A 23,315-nucleotide genomic window follows, 5' to 3' on the forward strand; every position below is an offset into this window, starting at 1 on the left:
ATTATCGTGCTTGACCGGCCCGGCGCGCACCGGCCGGCGGCCCCGAGCCTGCCGGGGCTCAGGGGAGAGCGGCGGCCTGCTCGGCGGGCGCGCGGCGCAGGATTCCCCGCACGGGCAGCAGAACGGCTCTGTCCAGCCGGACGTTCGACAGGCGGGCCAGCGCGGCGGCGGCGACCAGTGTGGCGGCCACGGTGGCCGCCCCCGCCGCCTCGAGAGTCAGCCGGGGGCCGAGCTCGTCGCAGAGCCAGCCGAGCAGGGGGCCGCCGACGGCGCCCGCGGCCGCGCTCACCACCCCTTGGACGGCGATGACGCGCCCGCGCATGTCACCGGGACTGTCCAGCTGGACACGCGTGCCGACGGTGGTGTCGATGATCACGGCTCCGGCCGCGATCGGCAGGATGAGCGCGGCGAAGGCCGCCATGCCCGGCATGAGACCGCTCACGCTCTGGGCCACGCTCGTCAGCAGCGCGGCGCCGAGCAGCAGCCCGATCGTCAGGCGGGGGCGTCCGGCGGCGATCACGCCTCCGGCCACGGTGCCGATCGCGAACACCGTCGACAGCAGGCCGTATCCGCCCGCTCCGGCGTCCAGCGGTCCCGCGCTCATGGCCGCCATGGTGACCTGGTAGTTGCGCCCCAGGCTGCCCAGGACGAGCGCGAGCGCCAGCAGGACCAGCAGCCGCGGCGTGCGCAGCACGTAGGCGAGGCCGGCGCGCACGCTGCCGCTGTTCTCCCCCGCGTGCACGAGCCGGTGCATCTCGGAGGCGCGCATCGCGAGGATCGAGGCGATCACGGCGAAGAAGCTCACCGCGTTGAGGAGGAACAGGCCGCCGGCGCCGGTGAAGGGGAGGAGCATGCCCGCCAGGCTCATGCCGAGGATGCGGCCCCCCGAGTTGATGACGGAGCCGAGCGCGAGGGCGTTGGGCAGGTCCTCCCGGGGGACGACCTCCGCGCCGAACCTGCCGAGCGCGGGCCCGCCGATCGCGCTGACCACGCCACTGGCGAGCACAAGACCGTAGACGGGGGTCATCGAGGCCGGGTCGCTCATCGCGACCGATGCGAGGACCGCGGCGAGGACCGCGTGGGCGACCTGCGTGGCGAGCACCACCGGACGGCTGGGAAGCCTGTCGGCCAGAGCGCCGCCCCACAGCCCGAGCAGGAGGGTGGGAAGCGCCTGGAGGACGAGGCTCAGGCCCACACTGGCCGCCGATCCGGTCTTGGAGAGGATCAGCCAGTTGACGCCCAGCACCTGCATCCAGGTGCCGGTGACGGAGACCAGGTCGGCTCCCGCCCATAGCCGGTAGTTGTGGTGCTTGAGGGAACGCAGCGTCGCCGCTGACAAAGACACGACTTTGTCCTTCTTTGGGGATTTATCGAAGTACCGAACACCCCCCAAAGAGAGATGGATTCCTAAATGACCGGATTGTGAGACTAATCACGCATCTGGGTAGGTTTAAAGCTCTTGATCATCAGGATCCTGATAGATCACCTTTACCAATGGGAAAGCCGTCCCGATCGGTACGCACTCCGGGACCGGGAACCCTCTCCGGCCCGAGCCCCGATGCGCGGACCCGCTCGTCGTCCCGCGCCGGAAAGACGGGAGGCATGTGCCCCTGCCGCGGCGGAAGGGAGCCACGAGGAGCAGGGCGACCGCGGGAGGCGGCCGTGTCGAGCCGGAAAACGACGAGATCCCGCCCGATCAAGCCGATCGGACGGGATCTCGTCGACTTCCTTCGGCCGTCCGTGAGAACGACCCGGGGTGGAGCTATGGGGATTCGAACCCCAGACCTCCTCCATGCCATGGAGGCGCGCTACCAGCTGCGCCATAGCCCCTGGTCACCGCTCCGAGTCCTCTCGTCGCGGCGCTTCGGAAGCATACAAGGACATCCAGGAGTTCACCTAATCGACGGTCATGCGGCCCACGCCCTTCACCTAGGGGCGTGAGCCGCACACGCCGGGTCAGTCCTGGGTGACCTCGGGACTGTCGTCGCTCTGGACGGGCTCGGGCAGGGTTCCCGCGTTGTGCTCCATCAGACGCCAGCCCTTGCGGCCCTCCTCGAGCACCGACCACGAGCAGTTGCCCAGACCGCCGAGGGCGGGCCAGAGCTCCTCCGGCAGGCCTATCAGCTTGGCGATGCCGAGCCGGATCGCCGCCCCGTGGGAGGCGATCACGAGCAGCCCGTCGGGCTCGAGCCGTTCGGCCCACCTGCGGATCGACGAGGAGACGCGCTCGGCGACGTCGGTGACCACCTCGCCGCCGGGGGCCTCCCAGTCGGCGAACTCCCTGGGCCAGCCCGCGGAGATCTCCTCCCGGGTGAGCCCCTCCCACTCGCCGCCGCCGCGCTCGCGCAGGTCCTTGTCCACCGACACGCTCAGGCCGACGAGGCGGCCGAGCGCCGAGGCGGTGTCGAAGGCCCGCTGGAGGTCAGAGGAGACGATCATGGTGGGGCGGAGCGCGGCGAGCAGCGAGGCCGCCCGCGCCGCCTGCGCGACACCGGTCTCGTCCAGCGGAATGTCGCTGTGTCCCTGGAAACGGTGCTCGACGTTCCACAGCGTCTGGCCGTGTCTCAGGCAGACGACCCTGCGACTCACTCAGTTACCGCCTCGCGGGCGCGCTGGGCGGCGACCTGCGTGACGCTGTCAGGCAGGGCGATGGAGGGGCAGTCCTTCCACAGGCGCTCAAGCGCGTAGAAGGTGCGGTCCTCCTCGTGCTGGACGTGCACGACGATGTCGACGTAGTCCAGGAGAACCCAGCGGCCCTCACGCTCGCCCTCCCTGCGGACGGGCTTGGCGTGGGCCTCGATCCGCAGCCGTTCCTCGATCTCGTCGACGATGGCGCGGACCTGACGGTCGTTGGTGGCGGAGCAGAGCAGGAACGCGTCGGTGATGACGAGCTGGTCGCTCACGTCATAGGCGAGGATGTCATCGGCCAGCTTGTCCGCCGCGGCCTCGGCTGCGAGTCTGACGAGCTGAACGGATCTGTCGGTTGCGGTCACGGTGTCGGTTAGTCCTCCAGTAGTCGACGCTGTCACCTATCAGGGTGCCCGATCGGGCGGTCGTTGAAGAGCCGCCGTAGGTACAACGCCTATCGTGTGCCACCCGATTCCGCGCCGCAAACGAATTGACGGTCCGACGAGGGGCTCACGTAGCGGTAGAGACCGCGCTTGTTGATGTACTGAACGATACCGTCGGGCACCAGGTACCAGATGGGCTGTCCCGAGGCGACCCGTTCCCTGCACTCGGACGACGAGATGGCCAGCGCGGGGATCTCCAGCAGGCTCACCTTGCCCTCGGGCAGTCCGGGGTCGCGCAGGATGTGGCCGGGGCGGGTGGCGCCGACGAAGTGCGCGATCGTGAAGAGCTCGTCGACGTCGCGCCAGCTCAGGATCTGGGAGAGGGCGTCGGCCCCGGTGATGAAGTACAGCTCGGCGTCGGGGCCCCTGTCGGCGGCGATCTCCCTGAGGGTGTCGATCGTGTAGGTCGGCCCCGGGCGGTCTATGTCCACCCGGCTCACCGAGAAGCGGGGGTTGGACGCGGTCGCGATGACCGTCATCAGATAGCGGTCCTCCGGGGCGGAGACGGTCTTGTCCGCCTTCTGCCATGGACGCCCGGTCGGCACGAACACCACCTCGTCGAGGTGGAAGTGGTGCGCGACCTCACTGGCGGCGACCAGGTGACCGTGGTGGATGGGGTCGAAGGTGCCGCCCATGACCCCCAGGCGCCGCTTCCCCTGGCCGGTAGCCGCGTTCATCATGAAACGGACCATACGCGTAAGCCGTGCAGGGCTTTTAATCACCCCCCGCGCATGCCAGGCGGGCCCGACGTAGCATGCCGGACATGACCACCACCCCGGATCGCAACCGCGTGCAGCTTCCCGGCGTCAGCTCACGTGCCTACGAACATCCCGCCGACCGGTCCGCGCTGGTAGCTCTGCGCTCGCTCAGCGGGTTCGACACGGTGCTCAAGCAGATGTCCGGCCTGATCAGTGAGCGCCGCCTGCGCCTGATCTACCTCGCCTCGGCCGTGCGCACCAGCGAGACCCAGTTCCGCGCCCTCCACGACATGGGCCGCGACGCGGCGTACACGCTGGACCTCCACCGCATCCCCGAGGTCTACGTCCAGCAGAACCCGCAGGCGCAGGCCATGGCGATCGGCTTCGACGACCCGTTCATCGTCGTCACGACCGGCCTGCTCGATCTCATGGACGAGGAGGAGCAGCGTTTCGTCATCGGCCACGAGACCGCGCACATCCTGTCCGGTCACGCGGTCTACCGCACCATGCTGGACATCCTCACCCGTCTGGCCACCCGTGTCGCCTGGATCCCCCTCGGCTACATCGGACTGCGCGCGATCGTCGCGGGCCTGGAGGAATGGCACCGCAAGTCCGAGCTCTCCGCCGACCGTGGCGGTCTGCTCTGCGGCCAGGACCCGGACGCCGCCCTGCGCGCGCTGATGAAGCTCGCGGGAGGTTCGCGCCTGCACGAGATGAACATCGAGGCCTTCCTCGACCAGGCCAAGGAGTACGACACCGCGGGCGACGTCCGCGACGGCCTGCTCAAGGTCCTCAACCTGCTCGGCACCACCCACCCCTTCGCCGTCTCCCGGGTGGCGGAGCTCGACAAGTGGCGCCGCGACGGCGAGTACGACACGATCATCTCCGGTGACTACCCCCGCCGCGCCGACGACGCCAACGCCAAGATCTCCGAAGAGATCAAGGCCGCCGCCCGTTCCTACCGCGAGTCGTGGTCCCAGTCCCAGGATCCGTTCATCGGCGTCCTGCGTGACGTGGCCGAGGGCGCGGTCAACGCCGGGGAGCGCATCTTCAACCGCTTCGCCCGCCGCGACGGCAACTAGACCGCTCCATGCTCAACGGAAAGGTCTGGAAGGCCGCCTTCTGGGCCTTTTCCCCGAACCACGCCACTCCGGTCACGGCACGCGACAGGACCTAGACCAGGAGCGCGATCGCGCGCACCGCCGCCGCGCACAGGGCGACGAAGCCGCCGAGCACCGCGAGGGCGCGCAACCCCTCCTTGCCGAGCTCGGGGGTCCTCGCGCCGACCCGCTCCACCTCCCTGCCGACGAGCACGCCGCAGACGACGCCGAACACGATGCCCGCGACGATGACCGGCACCGGCTGCAGCCACCACTCGGGGGGCAGTGAGCCTCCGCAGGCCAGCCACAGCGTGATCCAGGCGAGCGCCGCCGCGGGCAGCCCCGGCCAGGCCAGCACGGTCAGCAGCGAGAGCGCGAAGGCCGGCGGGAAGGTCACGACGCGCAGAACCCCTCGCGACCTGGCCGTCTTGCGTTTCCTGACCAGCCAGCGTCCGGCCCAGATCGCTCGGGCCAGGGCCGCGAAGACACCGGTGACGGCGAAGGTGGCCACCGGCCAGATCACCGTGGTCACCACACACGGCACGGCGAGCACGGCCAGCAGCAGGACCAGGGCCGCGCTTCCCGCGCGCAACGGCCTGGACCTGGCGCCCGCGACGGCGCCGTCCGCGCCCTGAACGGCGCGTCCGGCCCGCACCGCTCCCTCCGTCCCTGCGGGACGCCCGGCCCGCGCCACGCCGTCCACGGCCTGGGCGGCACGCCCGCTCCTCATCGCGCCGTCCGCCCCGGCGCCAGGCCTGGCTCCGCGAACGGACTCGGCCACCTTGGCTCCGGGCCGCCCTGCGCGCGGGGGCTCCTCCGTCCTGGCCGCAGCCCTGCCACGGGTCTCCGGCTTCTTCGCCGCCCCCGGTCCCGCCATGGCCGAGGCGACCGTCCCCGCGGCCTGCCTCGTCGTCTTCGAAGGCTCGGGATCGGGTGCGGCGGCACGGGCCAGGCGGCTGAGCCGGGCGGCGAGGAGGGCGGCGGTCGGACGTTTGGCCGTCTCGCGGTTGAGGGCGGCACGGATCAGGGGGAGCAGCGCGGCGGGGATACCGGCGAGATCGGCCTGGCCGTTGAGGACGGCGTACATCTGCGCCTCGACGCTGCCCCTGCCGAAGGGGGGCCGTCCTGTCGCGGCGAAGGCGACCGTGGCCGCCCAGCCGTGCACGTCCGCGGGCTCCCCCACGGGCTCGTCCGCGAACACCTCGGGCGCGGCGTAGCTCGGAGTGCCGAGGAAGGTGCCGGTCAGGGTGAGCCGGGTCGCGTCCAGCACCTGGGCGATGCCGAAGTCGATCAGGACGGGATCGTCCTCGGCGTTGATCAGGACGTTGGCGGGCTTGAGGTCCCGGTGGACGACCCCCGCCGCGTGAATGATCGACAGAGCCGTGGCGAGCCCGTGGGCCAGGGCGACCAGGCCTGCGCCCCCGAGCGGGCCGCCGCGCCGTACCCGGTCGAGGAGGGTGTCTCCCTCGATGTGCTCCATGACGAGGTAGGGCCGCTCGCAGGCGAGATCGGCGTCGACGACTCGCGCGACATAGGGGCTCTCGACCCGGCGAAGAGCGCGGACCTCGCGCTCGAGGCGTATTCGCGCCTCCGAGTCGGCGTCGACGGCGTCGTGGAGCATTTTGAGGGCGACGCTCTCACCGCGCTTGTTGGTGGCGCGGTAGACCTCGCCCATGCCGCCCCGGCCGAGGCGTTCAACCAACGTATAGGAGCCGACACGCCCGAGACGACCCACGTGACCTCCTGCGTCGGCCACATGGGTCCTGGGGACCGCTGCGCCTACCGGGTCACCCGCTCTCGCGCGCTTCCCCGCTCTCCAGCCATAGGAGACAACACCATAGCGGGCGGAGACGACGAATTTCCGGCGGCGCGCCGTAGCGGCGGGAGATCGGCGGGGCGCGACCGCCTGGGCGGCTCGTCCGCGAAACGCCCTGGGACGTCGAGGACGGCCGCCCGCCGCCTCACGCCCCTGCGGCCTCGCCCGAGGCGATGACCGTGCCCGAGGCGGTGCGCAGGTGGCCCTCGCCGGTGTAGACCCACTTGGTCGAGGTCAGCTCGGGCAGGCCCATGGGGCCGCGCGCGTGCAGCTTCTGGGTGGAGATGCCGATCTCCGCGCCGAAGCCGAACTCGCCTCCGTCGGTGAACCTGGTCGAGGCGTTGACCGCGACCGCCGCCGAGTCGACCAGGGCGACGAACCTGCGGGACGCTCCGACCGAACGGGTGACGATGGCGTCGGTGTGGCCCGAGCCGTACTTCCTGATGTGCGCGACGGCGTCCTCGAGCGAGTCGACCACCGCGGCGGCGATGTCCAGCGAGAGGTACTCGGCCAGGAAGTCGTCCTCTCCCGCGGGCACCACGTCGTCGCCGTAGGCGGCGATCCTGGCGTCGCCGTGCACCGTCACCCCCTGCGCCGCCAGGGCGGCCAGGGCGCGCGGCACGAAGGCGTCGGCCACGGCGGCGTGCACCAGGAACGTCTCAGCGGCGTTGCACACGGAGGGGCGCTGCGCCTTCGCGTTGACCAGGATCTCGATGGCGAGGTCCTGGTCGGCGTCGGCGTCGACGTAGACGTGGCAGTTGCCGACGCCGGTCTCGATGACCGGAACCGTCGCCTCCTCCACCACCGAGTTGATCAGAGAGGCCCCGCCGCGCGGGATCAGCACGTCCACCAGGCCGCGGGCCCGCATAAGCTCCTTGACCGACTCACGGGTCTGGCCCGGCACCAGCTGCACGGCTCCCGCCGGGACCTCGGTGTCCGCCAGCGCCTCCTGCATGATCCTGACCAGGACCGTGTTCGACTCGTAGGCGCTGGAGGATCCGCGCAGCAGGGTGGCGTTGCCGCTCTTCAGGCAGAGCGCGGCGGCGTCCACGGTCACGTTGGGACGGCCCTCGTAGATGATGCCGATCACGCCGAGCGGCACCCTGAGCTGACGCAGTTCGAGACCGTTGGGCAGGGTGCCGCCGCGGATGACCTCGCCGACGGGGTCGGGCAGGTCAGCGACCTGGCGCACCGCGTCCGCGACGGCTCTGACCCTGGCCTCGTCGAGCCTGAGCCGGTCGATCATGTAGGCGGAGGTGCCGCTCTCCTCGGCCCGCCGCACGTCGAGCGCGTTGGCCTCGACGATCTCGGCGGACCTGGCCACCAGGGCGTCGGCGATCGCACGGAGCGCGGCGTCCTTCGGCGCCCGCGGCAGCGGGGCCAGCTCTGCGGCGGCCTCTTTGGCCGCCATGGCTGCCTTCAGGAAGTCCTCGGACATCTCGCGCTCCAGAAACTAGTGGTGGGACTCCAGTATGACGATGTCGTCACGGTGGATGAGCTCGCGTTCATATTCCGGACCGAGGCTGGCGGCCAGCTCACGGGTCGACCGGCCGAGCAGGCCGGGGATCTCCCCCGCGTCGAAGTTGACCAGCCCTCTGGCGACCACCCGGCCGAGCGGCCCGCACAGGTCGACCGGGTCCCCCGCGGCGAACTCGCCCTCGACGGCGGTGACCCCGGCGGGCAGCAGCGACTTTCGGCGTTCCACGACGGCGTCGACGGCCCCCGAGTCCAGGTGGAGCCTGCCGCGCCCCGTCGTGGCGTGGGCCAGCCAGAGCAGACGGGTGCCGGGGTGGCGGCCGTCGGGGTGGAAGTAGGTGCCGACGTCGGCGCCCGCGAGGGCCTGCGCGGCGTGCGCGGCCGCGGTCAGCACCACGGGCACGCCCGCGCCCGTGGCGATCCTGGCGGCCTGAACCTTGGTGACCATGCCCCCGGTGCCGACCGCGCCGCCCTTGCCCAGCTCGACCCCCACGAGATCCTCAGGACCTCGCACGTCGCCCAGCCTGCGGGCCCCGGGGCGGCGGGGGTCTCCGTCGTAGAGCGCGTCCACGTCGGACAGCAGCACCAGCGCGTCGGCGTGGGTCAGGTGGGCCACCAGCGCGGCGAGCCGGTCGTTGTCGCCGAAGCGGATCTCGTCGGTGGCCACGGTGTCGTTCTCGTTGACCACGGGGACGATGCCCAGCTCCAGCAGCCTGCCCAGCGTGCGCTGGGCGTTGACGTGGTGCGAGCGGCGCATCATGTCGTCGGCGGTCAGCAGCACCTGGCCGACCCGCAGGCCGTACCGGGCGAAGGAGGAGGTGTAGCGGGCGACCAGCACTCCCTGCCCCACCGAGGCCGCGGCCTGCTGGGTGGCGAGGTCACGCGGCCTCGCGGACAGGCCGAGCGGGCCGAGACCGGCCGCGATCGCCCCCGAGGAGACCAGCACGACCTGCGTCCCGGCCTTCCTGCGGGCGGCGAGCACGTCGACCAGGGCGTCGACCCGGTCGACGTCGATCGTTCCCTGCGGGGTCGTGAGCGATGACGACCCCACCTTCACGACGAGGCGTGAGGCCGTACGGATCCGATCGCGCGCGGAGTCCACGAAACGTACACCTTTCCAGATCATGGGACCACGGAGATCACCGGGGAGACAGCAGGCTATCCGAGCCGGTTGTCGGTGCCGCGCGGTCCCTGGTGCACGGCCTCGGCGTTGAGCGTCGGCTGCCAGTCGAAGATGTAACCGGTCTCCATGGAGCCGATGACCACCTCGGCCCCCGCCTTGGCCCCGGCCTTGGTGAGCTCCTCCTCGACGCCGAGACGCTCGAGACGGTCGGCCAGGTAGCCGACGGCCTCGTCGTTGGTGAAGTCGGTCTGGCGGATCCACCGCTCCGGCTTCACCCCGGTGACCTGGAAGGTGTTCTCGTCGACCCGGCGCACCGTGAAGCCCGCGTCGCCGAGCTGCTTGGGCTTGATGACCAGGCGGGTCGGCTCGGCCACCGGCGCGGCCTCCCGCGCGGCGGCGACCATCTCGCCCATGGCGTAGGTCAGCTCCTTGAGCCCCTGGTGGGTGGCCGCGGAGATCGAGAAGACCCTCAGGCCCCGCTCCTCGAGCATCGGCCTGACGATGTCGGCCAGCTCGCGGGCGTCAGGGACGTCGGCCTTGTTGAGCACGGCGAGACGCGGGCGGTCCTCCAGCTTGCCGTAGGCCCGCAGCTCGGCCTCGATCGCCTCGAAGTCACTGATCGGGTCGCGGCCCGGCTCCATGGTCGCGCAGTCGATCACGTGCACGATGGTGTTGCAGCGCTCGACGTGGCGCAGGAACTCGTGCCCCAGCCCCTTGCCCTCAGAGGCTCCGGGGATGAGGCCGGGGACGTCGGCGACGGTGAAGATCGTGTCGCCCGCGGTGACCACGCCGAGGTTGGGGATCAGCGTGGTGAAGGGGTAGTCGGCGATCTTGGGGCGGGCCGCGGAGAGCGCGGCGATGAGGGAGGACTTGCCCGCGCTGGGAAAGCCGACGAGCGCCACGTCCGCGACGCTCTTCATCTCCAGCATCACGTCGAGCTCGTCGCCGGGCTCGCCGAGCAACGCGAAGCCGGGGGCCTTGCGCTTGGTCGAGGCGAGGGCGGCGTTGCCGAGGCCGCCGTGCCCGCCCTCCGCGATCACGTAGCGGGTGCCCGCGCCGATCAGGTCGACCAGCACCTCGCCGGTGTCGGCGTCCTTGACGACGGTGCCGTCGGGGACGGCGAGGATGATGTCGGGGCCGTTCGCCCCGTCGCGGTTGGAGCCCTGCCCCTGCTTGCCGTTGTCGGCCTTGCGGTGCGGGCGGCGGTGGTACTCGAGGAGCGTCGCGGTGTTCGGGTCGACTTCCAGGATCACGTCACCACCGCGCCCGCCGTTCCCTCCGTCGGGCCCGCCCAGCGGCTTGAACTTCTCCCGATGGACAGAGGCGCAGCCATGTCCCCCGTCACCGGCCTTGATATGCAGGACCACCTGGTCCACAAAGTCCGGCATGTCTGCCTCTTACCCCCATCTACGGAAATGCCCGCTAAAACACAAACAGGGGCGGACCGCTCTACGCGATCCACCCCTGTCGTTGACGTCTGTCGGTGCGGATCTACTCCGCGACCGGGACGATGCTCACCGCGCGGCGACCGCGCTTGACACCGAACTGCACGTGGCCCGCGGCCAGCGCGAACAGCGTGTCGTCGCCACCACGGCCGACGTTGTCACCCGGGTGGAAGTGGGTGCCGCGCTGACGGACGATGATCTCGCCGGCGTTGACCAGCTGACCGCCGAAGCGCTTGACGCCCAGGCGCTGGGCGTTGGAGTCACGGCCGTTCCGAGTGGACGACGCGCCCTTCTTGTGTGCCATCTCGCAAAACTCCCGAAACTCAGGCCTGGTCGATGCCGGTGATCTTCACCTGCGTGTAACGCTGGCGGTGACCCTGGCGCTTCTTGTAACCGGTCTTGTTCTTGTACTTCAGGATCCGGATCTTCGGACCCTTGGTCTCACCGAGAATCTCGGCGGCAACCGTGAACTTGCCCGCCTCGGTGGTCACATCGCCATCGTTGACGACGAGCACCGTCGGCAGCGAAACCGTGGAACCGACCTCGCCGGCGACCTTGTCCACCTCGAGGACGTCACCGACGGAGACCTTCTGCTGCCTGCCGCCGCAACGAACGATCGCGTACACCGCGGAACCCTTCTTCTGACTGATTGCTCGCTGGATGCTGCGCCCCGCATCCGGCTATGGTCATTGAGTTTGACCGACGAACCGGGTAGACGCGCGAACAGGGCGCGCCATGAGCGCACCGGTTCACCAGGGTACCGGATTACCGGTGTCCTGGTCGAACCGGGCGGAACGTCGGGATGCCGGGCCAAGCCCTTTCCCGCAGATCCTCTGCCTGTCGCGGTCGTCCGTGCGGCGCCTCGCCACGGCAGGGTCTGCGGGACAGGGCCTAGTCGGCGGACTTGGCCTTACGGGAACGTCGCCGCCCCCGGCCAGAAGCCTGTCCGGCTTGCGCGTCCTCACCCTGGACGTCATCAAGCGCATCGGTCACCGTATCACGACCGAACGGCTCAGTGGCCGCTACGGCGTGACCGCCGTCCTTGGCGAGCTTCTCCGCGACGGCCTTCTCCACGGCCATCTTGCCCTGGGTTCCGCGCGGCTCCGGCTTGCCCTCGACCGGCTCGGTCGAGACGTGCAGGCCCCGGCCGTTGCAGCACTCGCAGACGGTGGAGAAGGCCTCGAGCAGGCCCTGCCCGACCCGCTTGCGGGTCATCTGGACCAGACCGAGCGAGGTGACCTCCGCCACCTGGTGCTTGGTCCGGTCACGGGCCAGGCACTCCAGCAGCCGTCGCAGCACCAGGTCCCGGTTGTTCTCCAGCACCATGTCGATGAAGTCGATGACGATGATGCCGCCGATGTCGCGCAGCCTGAGCTGGCGGACGATCTCCTCGGCCGCCTCCAGGTTGTTGCGGGTGACGGTCTCCTCGAGGTTTCCGCCCTGGCCGGTGAACTTGCCGGTGTTGACGTCGACCACCGTCATGGCCTCGGTCCTGTCGATCACCAGCGAGCCGCCGCTGGGCAGCCAGACCTTGCGCTCCATCGCCTTGGCGATCTGCTCGTCGATCCGGTAGGCCGCGAAGACGTCTCCCCGGTCCTCCCACCTGGTCAGGCGCTCGGCCAGGTGCGGGGCGACGTAGCGGACGTACTCGTCGACCGTCTCCCACACCTCGTCGCCCGCCACGACCAGCGAGGTGAAGTCCTCGTTGAACACGTCGCGGACCACCCGGACCGTCAGGTCGGGCTCGGAGGACAGCAGCTCGGGCGCGCTGGCCGACTTGGCCTTGCGCTGGATGTTCTCCCACTGGGCCGACAGCCTGGCCACGTCACGCCCGAGCTCCTCCTCCGAGGCGCCCTCGGCGGCCGTGCGGACGATGACGCCGGCGTTCTCCGGCATCACCTTCTTCAGGATGCTCTTGAGGCGGGTGCGCTCCTTGTCGGGGAGCTTGCGGCTGATGCCGGTCATCGAACCGTCGGGCACGTAGACCAGGTATCGGCCGGGCAGGCTGATCTGCGAGGTGAGCCGCGCGCCCTTGTGGCCGATCGGGTCCTTGGTGACCTGCACCAGCACCGACTGGCCCGACTTCAGCGCCACCTCGATGCGCTTGGGCTGGCCCTCGAGGCCCGCGGTGTCGAAGTTGACCTCACCGGCGTACAGCACCGCGTTACGGCCCTTGCCGATGTCGACGAACGCCGCCTCCATGCTGGGCAGGACGTTCTGCACCTTGCCGAGGTAGACGTTGCCCACGTAGGACTGGCTCGCCTCGCGGTTGACGTAGTGCTCGACGAGGACGCCGTCCTCGAGCACCGCGATCTGGGTCCGGCCACCGGTGCGGCGGACCACCATCACGCGCTCGACCGACTCCCGCCTGGCCAGGAACTCCGACTCGGTGATGATCGGCGGACGCCGCCTGCCGAGCTCGCGTCCCTCCCTGCGGCGCTGCTTCTTCGCCTCGAGACGGGTCGAGCCGCGCACGCTCTGCACCTCGTCGACGGAGGTGCTGCGCCCCGCGCGGGGCGCGCGGATCCGCACCACGGTGTTCGGCGGGTCGTCGGGGACATCTCCAGCGTCGTCGGCGCCCCTGCGGCGACGACGACGGCGACGACGGGAGCTGCCGGCCTCCGGCTCCTCCTCCTGCTCGGCCTCGGCGGAGGTCTCCTCCTCCTGCTGCTCCGAGTCGTCGTCCTCGGCCTCGTCGAGCTCGCGCGTCTTGCCCCGCCCTCGGCCGCCCCTGCGGCGACGGCGACGGCGGCTGCCCGCGTCGTCGTCGCCCTCCGCCTCGTCGTCATCGGCTTCCTCCGCGCTGTCCGTCTCGGCCTCGACGGCCTCCGGCTCGGGCTGCTGGACCGCGGCGGGCTGCTGCGCCGGAGCGGAACGCACGGGCTGCTCCGCGCGGTACGGGTCGGGAGCCTGGAACAGCGGCTGGAACACCGCCGCGGGCGCCTGGAAGGCGACGGAGGGAACCTCGGAGCGGTCCTGTGCCGCCAGTCCGAACGGATCGGCGAACAGGCCGGGGCGCTGCTCCTCGACGACGTCCTCGCCCGCGGGCTCGTCGTCCAGAGGCTCGTCGGCGGGCATCGCGAGCAGCAGCGCCGCCGCGACCTCCTCGGCCTCGGCCGTGGTGATGTCGGCGACCCGCTCCACCTCGACCGGCTCAGCCTGCGCGTCCTCCTGGACGACCTTCCTGCGGGTACGGCTGCGCTTGACCGGCGCGGGAGCCTCCTGCGCCGCCGGCTCGGGGGCCGCCTGGACGGCCTGTTCCTCCGCCTGGGCGACGGGCGGCGCGCCGGCTTCGGAGACCTCGCCCGTCGGGGCGGCCCCGTCCGCCTCCGCGACCGGCTCCACGTCCGCCTTCTTCGTACGGCTGCGCCGCGTCGTCGTGGTCGTGGTGTCCGTGGCGGCGGTTCTGCGTCTGGTGGCGCGCTTGGGCGCCGCCTCCTGCGCCGGTTCCGCCTCCTGAGCCGACGTCGGCTCGGGTTCGGCGGTCACGACCGCCGCGGGGGCCGCCTCCGGCTCCTCCGGCGGAGGACCGGCCGGACGGCTCGCGGATCGCCGGCGAGGTGTCGGCTTCTTCTGTTCGTTTGTATCCTCGCCAGGGCCGTTGGCCCCGGTGTTGGGCTCGTTGTCGAGCATGCGGGCGCTCTCCCGTCAGCTCCCGGGCGCGTCTCCGCGCCGCGCGGGAGCCCTCGTCTCTCGCTGCACGCCGGGCCTCGCGGTCCGACGCCAAGTCCTATAGGTCGCCGCCGACGTGCCCGCCCACCGGTTCCGTTTCGCCGCCGCGCGTAACCTCGCGGTCCAGGCCGAAGGGGTCGGCGGGCTCACCGGTGCCCACGTCGAGCGGTCCCTGCGCCAGCCTGGTCACCTCGGGGGGCACCGGCGGCGCGAAGCCAGCCACAAGACGCAGTCCGGTAAGAACGTCGTCGGGTCGAACGGCAGGAGTTGCGTGCCGTACAACCATGCGAAGTATGACACATGGCTGACTGGACGCCTGACCTGCTGTTGTCTCAGTTCCCTCAACAACCTCGAGGCTCAGCACGGCCTCCCTGGCGTCGAAACGGCGCAGCCCCTTCTTGGTGAGGCGCTCGACGTCGACGCGCTCGGCGGCGTTGAACCCCTCGACCGCCGCCACCGCGAGGGCGGAATCGGCCTTCGGCAGCCGTATCTCCCACGCCGAGCACTCAAGGCGGTCGGCCAGGCTCCCCTCCGTCGCCTCGACGACGGCCAACACGTCCAGGCCGGGCGGAAGCGAGGTGTCCAGCGCGGCGCGCAGCAGTTCGGGGTCACACCGCCGGGTCACGCTGATCTCGAGGTACTCGGCCTCGCTCGCGACTCCGGTGGGTGCGGCGGCGCCCACGTAGGAGATCCTGGGGTGGGGTGAGAAGCCCGCGCTGAAAGCGACCGGGACGTCGGCTCGCCGGACCGCGCGTTCCACGGCTCGGGAGATGTCACGGTGGCTGGTGAACCGCAGGCGGCCGCGCTTGGCGTAGCGAACACGCAGGCGCTGCGCCACCGGCACGGGCGGAGGTCCGTCGGGAACGGGTTTCAGAGTGGTGTCGTCCTTCCCAAGTCGTGGTCGTCGTTCCAGGATAGGCCGTGCTCACGCACGGCCTATCTCAGACAACCGTCAGTGGCAGCAGCTTCTTCCCCGTCGGCCCGATCTGGATCTCGGTGCCCATGGTGGGGCAGACGCCGCAGTCGTAGCACGGGGTCCAGCGGCAGTCCTCGACCTCCACGTCGTTGACCGCGTCACGCCAGTCCTGCCAGAGCCACTCGCGGTCGAGACCGGCGTCGAGGTGGTCCCAGGGCAGCACCTCGTTCTCCTCGCGTTCCCGCGTGGTGTACCAGTCGACGTCGAGGTCGGCCTTGGCGGCGGCGTCCATCCAGCGCTGGTAGGAGAAGTGCTCGCTCCAGCCGTCGAACCGGCCGCCGTCCTCCCACACCGCGCGGATGACCTTGCCCACCCTGCGGTCGCCCCGGGAGAGCAGGCCCTCCACGATCGAGGGCTTGCCGTCGTGGTAGCGCAGGCCGATGGCCCTGCCGTACTCCTTGTCGCCGCGCAGGGCGTCCTTCAACGCCTTGAGCCTGTGGTCGACGACCTCGTGGGAGGCCTGGGCGGCCCACTGGAACGGCGTGTGCGGCTTGGGCACGAACCCGCCGATGGAGACCGTGCAGCGGACGTCGCGGGACCCGCTGGCCTCGCGTCCCGCCTTGATGACCTTCCTGGCCAGGTCGGCGATGCCCAGGACGTCGACGTCCTCCTCGGTGGGCAGGCCGCACATGAAGTAGAGCTTCACCTGCCGCCAGCCCTGGCTGTAGGCCGTGGAGACGGTCCTGATCAGGTCTTCCTCGGTGACCATCTTGTTGATCACCTTGCGCATCCGCTCCGAGCCGCCCTCTGGGGCGAACGTCAGGCCCGAACGGCGGCCGTTGCGGGAGAACTCGTTCGCCAGGTCGATGTTGAAGGCGTCGACCCTGGTCGAGGGCAGCGACAACGAGGTGTTGGTGCCCTCGTAGCGGTCGGCCAGGCCCTTGGCGACCTCGCCGATCTCGGAGTGGTCCGCCGACGACAGCGACAGCAGGCCGACCTCGTTGAAGCCGGACGCCCTGACGCCCGCGTCGACCATGTCGCCGATCGTGGTGATCGAGCGCTCCCGGACCGGACGGGTGATCATGCCCGCCTGGCAGAAACGGCACCCGCGCGTGCAGCCGCGGAAGATCTCCACGCTGAACCGCTCGTGCACGGTCTCCGCCAGCGGAACCAGGGGCTTCTTCGGGTAGGGCCACTCGTCGAGGTCCATGACCGTGTGCTTGTGCACCCGCCACGGCACGCCGGACCGGTTCGGCGCGACGCGCTGGATCCGACCGTCCGCGTGGTAGTCGACGTCGTAGAACTTCGGCACGTACACGCCGCCGGACTCGGCCAGCCGCATCAGCAGCTCGTCGCGCCCGCCCGGCGAGCCCTCCGCCTTCCACTCGCGGATGACCTCGGTGATCGCGATGGCGACCTGCTCGCCGTCTCCCAGCACCGCGGCGTCGAGGAAGTCGGCGATCGGCTCGGGGTTGAAGGCCGCGTGACCGCCCGCGAGGACGATCGGATCGTCCTCGCCCCGGTCCGCGGCCTCCAGCGGAATGCCCGCCAGGTCCAGCGCGGTGAGCATGTTGGTGTAGCCGAGCTCGGTGGAGAAGGAGATCCCGAACACGTCGAACGCCCGCACGGGGCGGTGCGCGTCGACGGTGAACTGGGGAACACCCTCGGCCCTCATGAGCGCCTCGAGGTCGGGCCAGACCGCGTAGGTCCGCTCGGCCAGCGTCTCCGGCATCTCGTTGAGGATCTCGTAGAGGATCTGGACACCCTGGTTCGGCAGGCCGACCTCGTAGGCGTCCGGATACATCAGAGCCCAGCGGACCGTCGTCTCGTCCCAGCTTTTGACGGTCGAGTTGAGCTCACCTCCGACGTACTGGATCGGCTTCTGCACCTTGGGCAGGAGCGCTTCCAGGCGGGGAAACAACGACTCGACAGGCATACAGCCAAGACTATCCGTCTAGAAAGGGTGCCACAGGCGGTCGTCGCCCGCCCTCAGCGAATCGAGCCGGTGACGCAGCTCGGCGTGAGCGGCCTCGTCGCGGTGGGCGTTGCGCAGCACGGCGGTGAGGGTCTGCAGCTCACGCATGTCGCGCAGCACCGGATAGCCCTCCCACTTCGTCGCGTCGTAACCGTAGGCCTGGCTGAAATTGCCGCGCTGACGCTCGGTCAGCCCGAACCGCACTCCCGCGAGTGTCGGGATCAGGTCGATCTCCCTCGGCCCCGCGCACACCCCGTCCCAGTCGCACAGCAGGAAGCCGTCACGAGTGCGGATCATGTTCCCGCGGTGGGCGTCGGCGTGCACGAGCCCGTACGGCAGCGCGAACTCAAGCCGCTCGTAGTAGGTCTCCGCCAGACTCTCGCAACGTTCCAGGAGCCAGCTCCGGTCCTTCTCCTCGAGCGCGAGACCGGCCTGGATGGCCCTGCGCACCCCGCTGAACGGGTCGTGGGTCGGCAGGTCGAACGGCACGGGCGGCAGGTCGTGCAGCCGCCGCAGCAGCGGCCCCAGCTGCGCCGGGTCCGGCGGCGGGCCGATGTGCTCCTCGTGGTGCCAGAAGGTCGCCAGGAACCCGTCGGCGACGACCGGCTGCTTGCCCTCAAGCGGCCTGATGGTGGGGAACCCCTGCTCGACGAGCCAGCGCGTGACCTTGATCGAGGTCACCAGGCGGTCGAACTTGCCGGGGGTGTTCGCCTGCGCCAGCCGTACCACCACCCGCTCGGCGGGCAGGTGGTAGACGGTGTTGGCGAAGTCACGCAGCAGCCTGACACCGCCCGCGTCCAGGCCTGCCTTCTGGCATGCCTCGTTCAGTGCCAAGGCTGCCCTGGTGAGGAGCGAGCCCTCGGCGGCAATCGTCATCGTCCGCTCCTGTCTGAAATGGCGTGCCGGGCCCGCTGGGGCAGGCCGACCGCGCAGAAACTCTCGATCCGCCTGGCCAGCTGCTGCCCTCCCGGACGGGAGGAAAGCAGCTCACGGCCCATGCTGAGGGTCGTGCCCAGGCTGCTGATGCGTCTGTCGGGCGCGAGCTCGAGGATCGGCGCCATCGCCTCCTCCGCGCCCGTGGCGTCGTCCTCCATGATGTGGGCGACCGTCAGGTGCGCGCTGGCCATGGACTCGCACCCGTACGAGCGGTTCTCCGGCTCGCCCGAGGCGTACAGGGCCAGCGACTCGCGTGCCGCCACGATGGCCGAGGCCGGGTCGTCGAGGTGCAGGTGCGTGACGGCGGCGTAGTAACGCTCCTTGGCCGGCCGGAAGGCGAACTCCCCGCCGATCTCGTCGTGCAGCTCGTCCGCTCCGGCGAGCCGCGCGTCCTCCGCCTCGCGGAGCGCCTCGGCCGCCTCTCGCCTGCGGCCGAGCAGGGCGTAGGAGCGGGCCCGCAACATGTGCAGGCGGGTGGCGCCCGAGCCGGTGCGCAGGCAGGTCAGGCCCTCCTCCGCGTATCTGGCGGCGTCGCTGTAGCGGCGGTCCCACAGGGCGACCGAGGACTGCATGCCGCGCGCCCATCCCATCAGCGCGCTGTGCCCGGCGACCTTGCCGTAGGTCCACGCGGCGCGCGCGAGGGTGTCGGCGGGGATGCGACGGTCCATGTCCATGCTGACGTTGGCCATCAGCCCGCACAACGCGCCGGTGAGGAAGTAGAGCTCCCTCGCCTGACCGGGGTGGATGCGCTTGTCCAGCGCCCTCCTGGTGCGTTCCTGCAGCTCCCGCATCTCCACGAACAGCGGCAGCGGCGCCTCGGCGACGTAGCGCTTGCCGACCCAGATCACCTGGGTGCGCAGGCGCTCCAACGCTCCCGCGCCCAGCTCGCTCGCCTCGGCCTCCTCCGCGTGCGCGCCCGCCTCGTCGGCCGCCACGGTGATCAGGTCGAGGGCCGGCGGCGCGGACGGCGCGGAACGCAGCTCCTCGGGGGTGTAGTCGTTGGCGAAGCCGAGCTGGACGGGACCGGTCTCGAAGAGCCTGCACAGCAGGTCGGTGTAGTCACGGTCAGGGCGCGAACCGGCCTCCCACTCCCGCCAGGAGCGCTCGGTCAGCCCTCGCCGCTTGACGCCCTCCCTGTCGCACAGGGCGTGGAACTGCTCGATGGCCTCCTCCACGGTCCAGCCGTGGGCCAGCCTCCGGCACTTGAACCAGCTCTGCTGCGGGCAGCAGGTGTGGATCTCCTCGACCATCTGCTGGATGACGGCCGCGGAAGGCGGCCCGGGCAGGGCCGCCAACGTACGGTTACGAATGATCGTGGCACAGGCCAGGGCGGCGCGGTCTCCGCCCCGGGAGTTCTGGGTCATAGGCTCTTTCGGCCCTTTCCCGATGGGGTCGCCCCCACGCTAGTGGTTTGGTCGACACCGGGTGGACCTGAGAGCTTTTCGCCGGTTGGGGAGAGCGCCCCCCTCATGAACCGTTACCGCCGAAGGGCACCACGGTCCCGCCGTTGCGGAGCTGCGCCTGGAACAGCTGCCCGCACAGGCTGCTCGGAGTTTCGGCGAACCAGACCGCGGGTGGACTACCCGCCGAAACCGCGGCCCAACGCCCCTTGCTGAACACGATCCGATAGTCGGGAAACGCTGTCCGCAGCAGTTCCAACGCCCGTTGCCGCTCGGCGAGCTCCGATGTCACGGCTCCTCCGTCATCGCGAGTTCCGTCATCGTTCCCAGAATGTTCGCTTGACTCACAGAAATCCAGTGAGAATTAAGGGGAGCGAACATGCGGACGGCTCTCATGTTGGCTGATTCAGAAGGGTTGTTCGCGAATGTGGATAGCTTGGAGCAAGCCGATAGCGATCATATTCGCGAAGGTGGCAGTACCGCCATAGGAGACAAACGGGAGCGGAAGCCCTGTAATCGGCATGATTCCTATCGTCATCCCGATGTTGACGAAAGCCTGGAAGGCCAGCCAGCAGACGATCACCCCGGCCACCAGGGTGCCGAACCTGTCGTCGCACTGCCGCGCGATGCGCACCCCGCGCAGCAGAATCACCCCGATCAGGACCACCACGGTGACCGAACCGAGGAAACCGAACTCCTCCCCCGCGACCGTGAAGATGAAGTCGGTGTGCTGCTCGGGCACGAACCGCCCCGTCGTCTGGCCCCCCTCGAACAACCCCTTGCCGAACAGCCCGCCGGAACCGATCGCGATCAGTGACTGGGTGCTGTTGTAGCCGACACCGCGCGGATCGCTCGCGGGATTGAGAAAGGCGGTGAACCGCGCGATCTGGTACGGCTCCAGCACGTCGAGCAGCCACACGGCCGCGCCCCCGCAGACCACCAGCGTTCCGAGCCCGAGGACCCAGCGCTTGCGGACGCCCCCGATCACGATCGCCCCCGCGGTGATCACCCCGAGGACCATGGTGGTGCCCAGGTCGGGCTGGAGCATCACCAGCCCCATGGTGAACCCCGCCACCCCCAGTGACAGCGCGACGTCGAGCCCTCGAGGCCTGTCGGTGCCCCTGGACGGCTTGGCCAGCAGCATGGCCAGCATCAGCACCAGGCCGAGCTTGGCGAACTCGGAGGGCTGGAAGGCGAAACCGCCGCCCAGCATGATCCACGAGTGGGCGCCGTTCACGGTCGCGCCGAGCGGCGTGATGACCAGCACCAGCCCCACCAGGCTCACGCCGTACACCAGCGGCGAGTAGATGCGCAGCGACCTGTGGTTGACCATCACCGCCGCGCTGGTCAGCGCGATCCCGATGGACACGTTGAGGATGTGCTTCTTGACGAGCCCGGTCGCACCCGGCGCCCAGGTCCTGGTCGACGACCAGACCAGCATCGTGCCGATCACCGTCAGCGCGGCGACGGCGACCAGCAACACCCCGTCCATCCTGCGTACCGCGGAGGACGCCGCGACCGCCCTGCGGGCGAGGGAACCACCGCTCTGCACGGCCGTCGAGCGGTTCACCGCGCCACGGTCCCGTCCCGCTTGATCATCGGCAGGTCGACGGCGGGACGATGGTTCGGCAGCGCCGCGCGGACCGGCTTCCCCTTGGCCTCGGGCGCGAGGCCGTAGATGCCCTCGTAGATCTTCCGCACGGCGGGAGCCGCGGTCTGACCGCCCATCCCGCCCTGGGAGACCATGACGACCACCACGAACCGCGGCCTGTCCGTGGGAGCGAACGAGGCGAACCAAGAGGTGTCGGTCTTGCCGTAGACCTCGGCGGTGCCGGTCTTGCCGCCGACCTTGACCTTGTCCATGGGGAACCCCGCGAAGGCCCCGGCCGCCGTGCCGTCGGAGGCGACCTCGCTGAGCGCCCCCTTGATGTAGGCCCGCTCCACCGGGGAGATCGGCAGCCTGCCCACGACAGGCGCCTTGATCTCCTTGACCATCGTGCCGTCGGGGCGCACCAGCGCCCAGCCCAGACGGGGACTGCGCAACTTGCCGTCTCCGACCAGCGCCGCGTACGCCGCGGCGAGTTGCAACGGGGTCACCAGCACGTCGCCCTGCCCGATGGAGAAGTTGGCCGCGTCGCCCGGCCGCCACTGGTAGCCCTCGACGCAGTTCTCGTACGCCAGCTGTTTGAGGAAGGCCGCCCTGCCGGGACTGCTCCTGGCGACCTCCGGATAGCCGGACCTCGCCCGCCTGCAGTTCTCCGTCTTGGTCTCAGCCCACAGCTGTTTCTTCCACTCGCGGTCGGGGATCCGGCCCGCCGACTCGCCCGGCAGGTCGATCCCCGTCGGCCTGCCGAACCCGAAGGCCCGCGCCATGGTCGCCATCGGCTCCTTCGTCTTCCCCCTCGGCCGCAATCCCCCGTCGCGCAGCCACTGCTCGTACGCCGCCTTGTAGAAGATCGTGTCGCAGGACTTCACCAGGGCCGTGTGCAGGTCGATGGTGCCCATCCCGATGCCGTGGAAGTTGTTGAACGGCCTGCTGCCGACCATGAAGGAGCCAGGGCAGTCGTAACGGCCGTGCAGGGGATAACCGTCCCTGAGCATCGCCGAGACCGACGACACCTTGAACGTCGAACCGGGGGCGAACTCCCCCTTGATCGCCCGCGACACCAGCGGCATGCCCGCCTTGCCCGACAGCAGACGCTGGTAGTCGGGCTCCGAGATGCCCCCCGTCCACACCGCGGGGTTGTAGGTCGGCGCGCTGGCCAGCGCGACCACCCTGCCGGTCCGCACGTCGAGCACGACCCCCGCCGCGCCGTCCGCGGTCGGAGCCGCCTTCATCGCCTCGGCCAGAGCCTTCTCCGTCACCGCCTGCACTCTGGCGTCGATGCTGGTGATGAGCGTGTCACCCGGTGTCGGCTGCACCTGCCGCTCGACCCCGATCACCTTGCCAAGCCGGTCGACCTGCACCCGCCGCAATCCGGGCACCCCCCGCAACTGTCTGTCGTAGACCGCCTCGAGGCCGTCGCGGCCCACCAGGTCGACCCCGGAGAACACCGCCTTGAACCCGTCGCGCTTCTCCAGCTCCTCCTGCGTGATCGGCTGCAGGTAGCCGAGCGCCTGCGCGCCCGCGGTACTGCCGGGGTACTCCCTGACCGCCTGCACCTCTGCGGTGACCCCGGGAAACTCCTCCTGCCGCTCCAGGATCTGCAGGGCCTCGCGGGTGGTGACGTCGTCGTCGATCGGGATCGGCTGGTACGGGGAGCCAGGCCAGCAGGGCCTGGTGACCCCGGGCCCGCACGCCCTGATGCGCATGCGCAGGTCCACGGGCCTGCGGTTCAGCACCGTGGCGAGCTTCTGCAGCACGACCCTGCCGTTGCCCTCCATCCGGTTCAGGCTCGTGCGGTCGACGGACACCACAAGCCTGGTCCGGTTGCGCACCAGCGGCCGCCCCGCCGAGTCGAGGATCTGCCCGCGCACCGCGGGCACGACCACGTCGCGGGTGCGTGTCTCGGTCGCCGCCGCCACGTACTCCGCCCCGCGCACCACCTGCACCTGCCAGAGCCGTACGGCCAGCAGCGCCAGCAACGAGATCACCAGGATCTGGAGCACGACCAGCCTGCCCCTTGTCCGGATCACTCCGGCCTCCCGGCCGCGGGAACCGGTGAGCGGGAACCCAGGACGCCGTCC

The 23,315-nt window shown here is 70.3% G+C and carries 19 protein-coding genes and 1 tRNA gene; 1 reads left to right on the forward strand and 19 read right to left on the reverse strand.

The features are described 5' to 3' along the window. Positions 1-58: 58 nt before the first annotated feature. The 5 genes from PKF00_RS42010 to nadD all read right to left on the reverse strand — a co-directional run bounded on the left by PKF00_RS42010 (position 59) and on the right by nadD (position 3,751). Entirely contained in the window at positions 59-1,345 is a 1,287-nt protein-coding gene (locus PKF00_RS42010) for an MFS transporter (RefSeq protein WP_271223370.1), read from the reverse strand. Positions 1,346-1,757: 412 nt separating this feature from the next. Next, positions 1,758-1,830 (reverse strand) — tRNA-Ala (locus tag PKF00_RS42015). A gap of 126 nt (positions 1,831-1,956) precedes the next feature. Next, on the reverse strand, positions 1,957-2,589 hold the full coding sequence (locus PKF00_RS42020) for a histidine phosphatase family protein (RefSeq protein WP_271223371.1): 633 nt from the start codon (positions 2,587-2,589) through the stop codon (positions 1,957-1,959). Then, complete coding sequence (rsfS, locus tag PKF00_RS42025; protein WP_271223372.1) at positions 2,586-2,993, reverse strand: ribosome silencing factor; 408 nt, start codon at positions 2,991-2,993, stop codon at positions 2,586-2,588. The genes PKF00_RS42020 and rsfS overlap by 4 nt, the downstream gene beginning before the upstream one ends. 89 nt (positions 2,994-3,082) lie before the next feature. Further along, complete coding sequence (nadD, locus tag PKF00_RS42030; RefSeq protein WP_271223373.1) at positions 3,083-3,751, reverse strand: nicotinate-nucleotide adenylyltransferase; 669 nt, start codon at positions 3,749-3,751, stop codon at positions 3,083-3,085. Between the two features lie 74 nt (positions 3,752-3,825). On the opposite strand from nadD, the gene PKF00_RS42035 reads away from it, so the two are divergent. Next, a complete protein-coding gene (locus PKF00_RS42035) occupies positions 3,826-4,851 on the forward strand; it encodes a M48 family metallopeptidase (RefSeq protein ID WP_425582319.1) in 1,026 nt (341 codons plus the stop codon). A 91-nt stretch (positions 4,852-4,942) separates the two neighbouring features. On the opposite strand, the gene PKF00_RS42040 is transcribed toward PKF00_RS42035, so the two are convergent. The 14 genes from PKF00_RS42040 to mrdA form a co-directional block, all read right to left on the reverse strand. Next, positions 4,943-6,604, reverse strand: coding sequence for a serine/threonine-protein kinase (locus PKF00_RS42040; RefSeq protein ID WP_271223375.1), 1,662 nt, complete (start codon positions 6,602-6,604; stop codon positions 4,943-4,945). Between the two features lie 226 nt (positions 6,605-6,830). Then, a complete protein-coding gene (locus tag PKF00_RS42045) occupies positions 6,831-8,123 on the reverse strand; it encodes a glutamate-5-semialdehyde dehydrogenase (RefSeq protein WP_271223376.1) in 1,293 nt (430 codons plus the stop codon). 15 nt (positions 8,124-8,138) lie between these two features. Further along, positions 8,139-9,263: a glutamate 5-kinase gene (gene proB / locus PKF00_RS42050; protein WP_271223377.1), complete on the reverse strand. Its 1,125-nt coding sequence runs from the start codon at positions 9,261-9,263 to the stop codon at positions 8,139-8,141. A gap of 56 nt (positions 9,264-9,319) precedes the next feature. Continuing rightward, on the reverse strand, positions 9,320-10,672 hold the full coding sequence (gene obgE / locus PKF00_RS42055; RefSeq protein ID WP_271223378.1) for a GTPase ObgE: 1,353 nt from the start codon (positions 10,670-10,672) through the stop codon (positions 9,320-9,322). Positions 10,673-10,775: 103 nt separating this feature from the next. Then, positions 10,776-11,033, reverse strand: a complete 258-nt coding sequence (gene rpmA / locus PKF00_RS42060) for a 50S ribosomal protein L27 (RefSeq protein WP_012893687.1) — start codon at positions 11,031-11,033, stop codon at positions 10,776-10,778. A 19-nt stretch (positions 11,034-11,052) separates the two neighbouring features. Continuing rightward, positions 11,053-11,355 (reverse strand): 50S ribosomal protein L21, encoded by a 303-nt coding sequence (gene rplU, locus PKF00_RS42065; RefSeq protein WP_271223379.1) that lies wholly within the window; start codon positions 11,353-11,355, stop codon positions 11,053-11,055. Positions 11,356-11,620: 265 nt separating this feature from the next. Beyond that, positions 11,621-14,362 (reverse strand): Rne/Rng family ribonuclease, encoded by a 2,742-nt coding sequence (locus PKF00_RS42070; protein ID WP_271223380.1) that lies wholly within the window; start codon positions 14,360-14,362, stop codon positions 11,621-11,623. A 97-nt stretch (positions 14,363-14,459) separates the two neighbouring features. Beyond that, complete coding sequence (locus tag PKF00_RS42075; protein ID WP_425582320.1) at positions 14,460-15,245, reverse strand: TIGR03936 family radical SAM-associated protein; 786 nt, start codon at positions 15,243-15,245, stop codon at positions 14,460-14,462. Between the two features lie 97 nt (positions 15,246-15,342). After that, positions 15,343-17,253 (reverse strand): TIGR03960 family B12-binding radical SAM protein, encoded by a 1,911-nt coding sequence (locus PKF00_RS42080; RefSeq protein ID WP_271223381.1) that lies wholly within the window; start codon positions 17,251-17,253, stop codon positions 15,343-15,345. 18 nt (positions 17,254-17,271) lie between these two features. Next, positions 17,272-18,168 (reverse strand): phosphotransferase family protein, encoded by an 897-nt coding sequence (locus tag PKF00_RS42085; protein ID WP_271223382.1) that lies wholly within the window; start codon positions 18,166-18,168, stop codon positions 17,272-17,274. After that, positions 18,165-19,592 (reverse strand): NsdA family TPR-like regulatory protein, encoded by a 1,428-nt coding sequence (locus tag PKF00_RS42090; RefSeq protein ID WP_271223383.1) that lies wholly within the window; start codon positions 19,590-19,592, stop codon positions 18,165-18,167. The genes PKF00_RS42085 and PKF00_RS42090 overlap by 4 nt, the downstream gene beginning before the upstream one ends. A gap of 103 nt (positions 19,593-19,695) precedes the next feature. Beyond that, positions 19,696-19,920, reverse strand: a complete 225-nt coding sequence (locus PKF00_RS42095; protein WP_271223384.1) for a hypothetical protein — start codon at positions 19,918-19,920, stop codon at positions 19,696-19,698. Between the two features lie 114 nt (positions 19,921-20,034). Further along, positions 20,035-21,198, reverse strand: coding sequence for a rod shape-determining protein RodA (gene rodA / locus PKF00_RS42100; RefSeq protein WP_271223385.1), 1,164 nt, complete (start codon positions 21,196-21,198; stop codon positions 20,035-20,037). After that, a complete protein-coding gene (gene mrdA, locus PKF00_RS42105; protein ID WP_271223386.1) occupies positions 21,195-23,264 on the reverse strand; it encodes a penicillin-binding protein 2 in 2,070 nt (689 codons plus the stop codon). The genes rodA and mrdA overlap by 4 nt, the downstream gene beginning before the upstream one ends. Positions 23,265-23,315 lie beyond the last annotated feature (51 nt).

Source organism: Streptosporangium carneum (genome assembly GCF_027922005.1).
Classification (GTDB): Bacteria; Actinomycetota; Actinomycetes; order Streptosporangiales; family Streptosporangiaceae; genus Streptosporangium; species Streptosporangium carneum.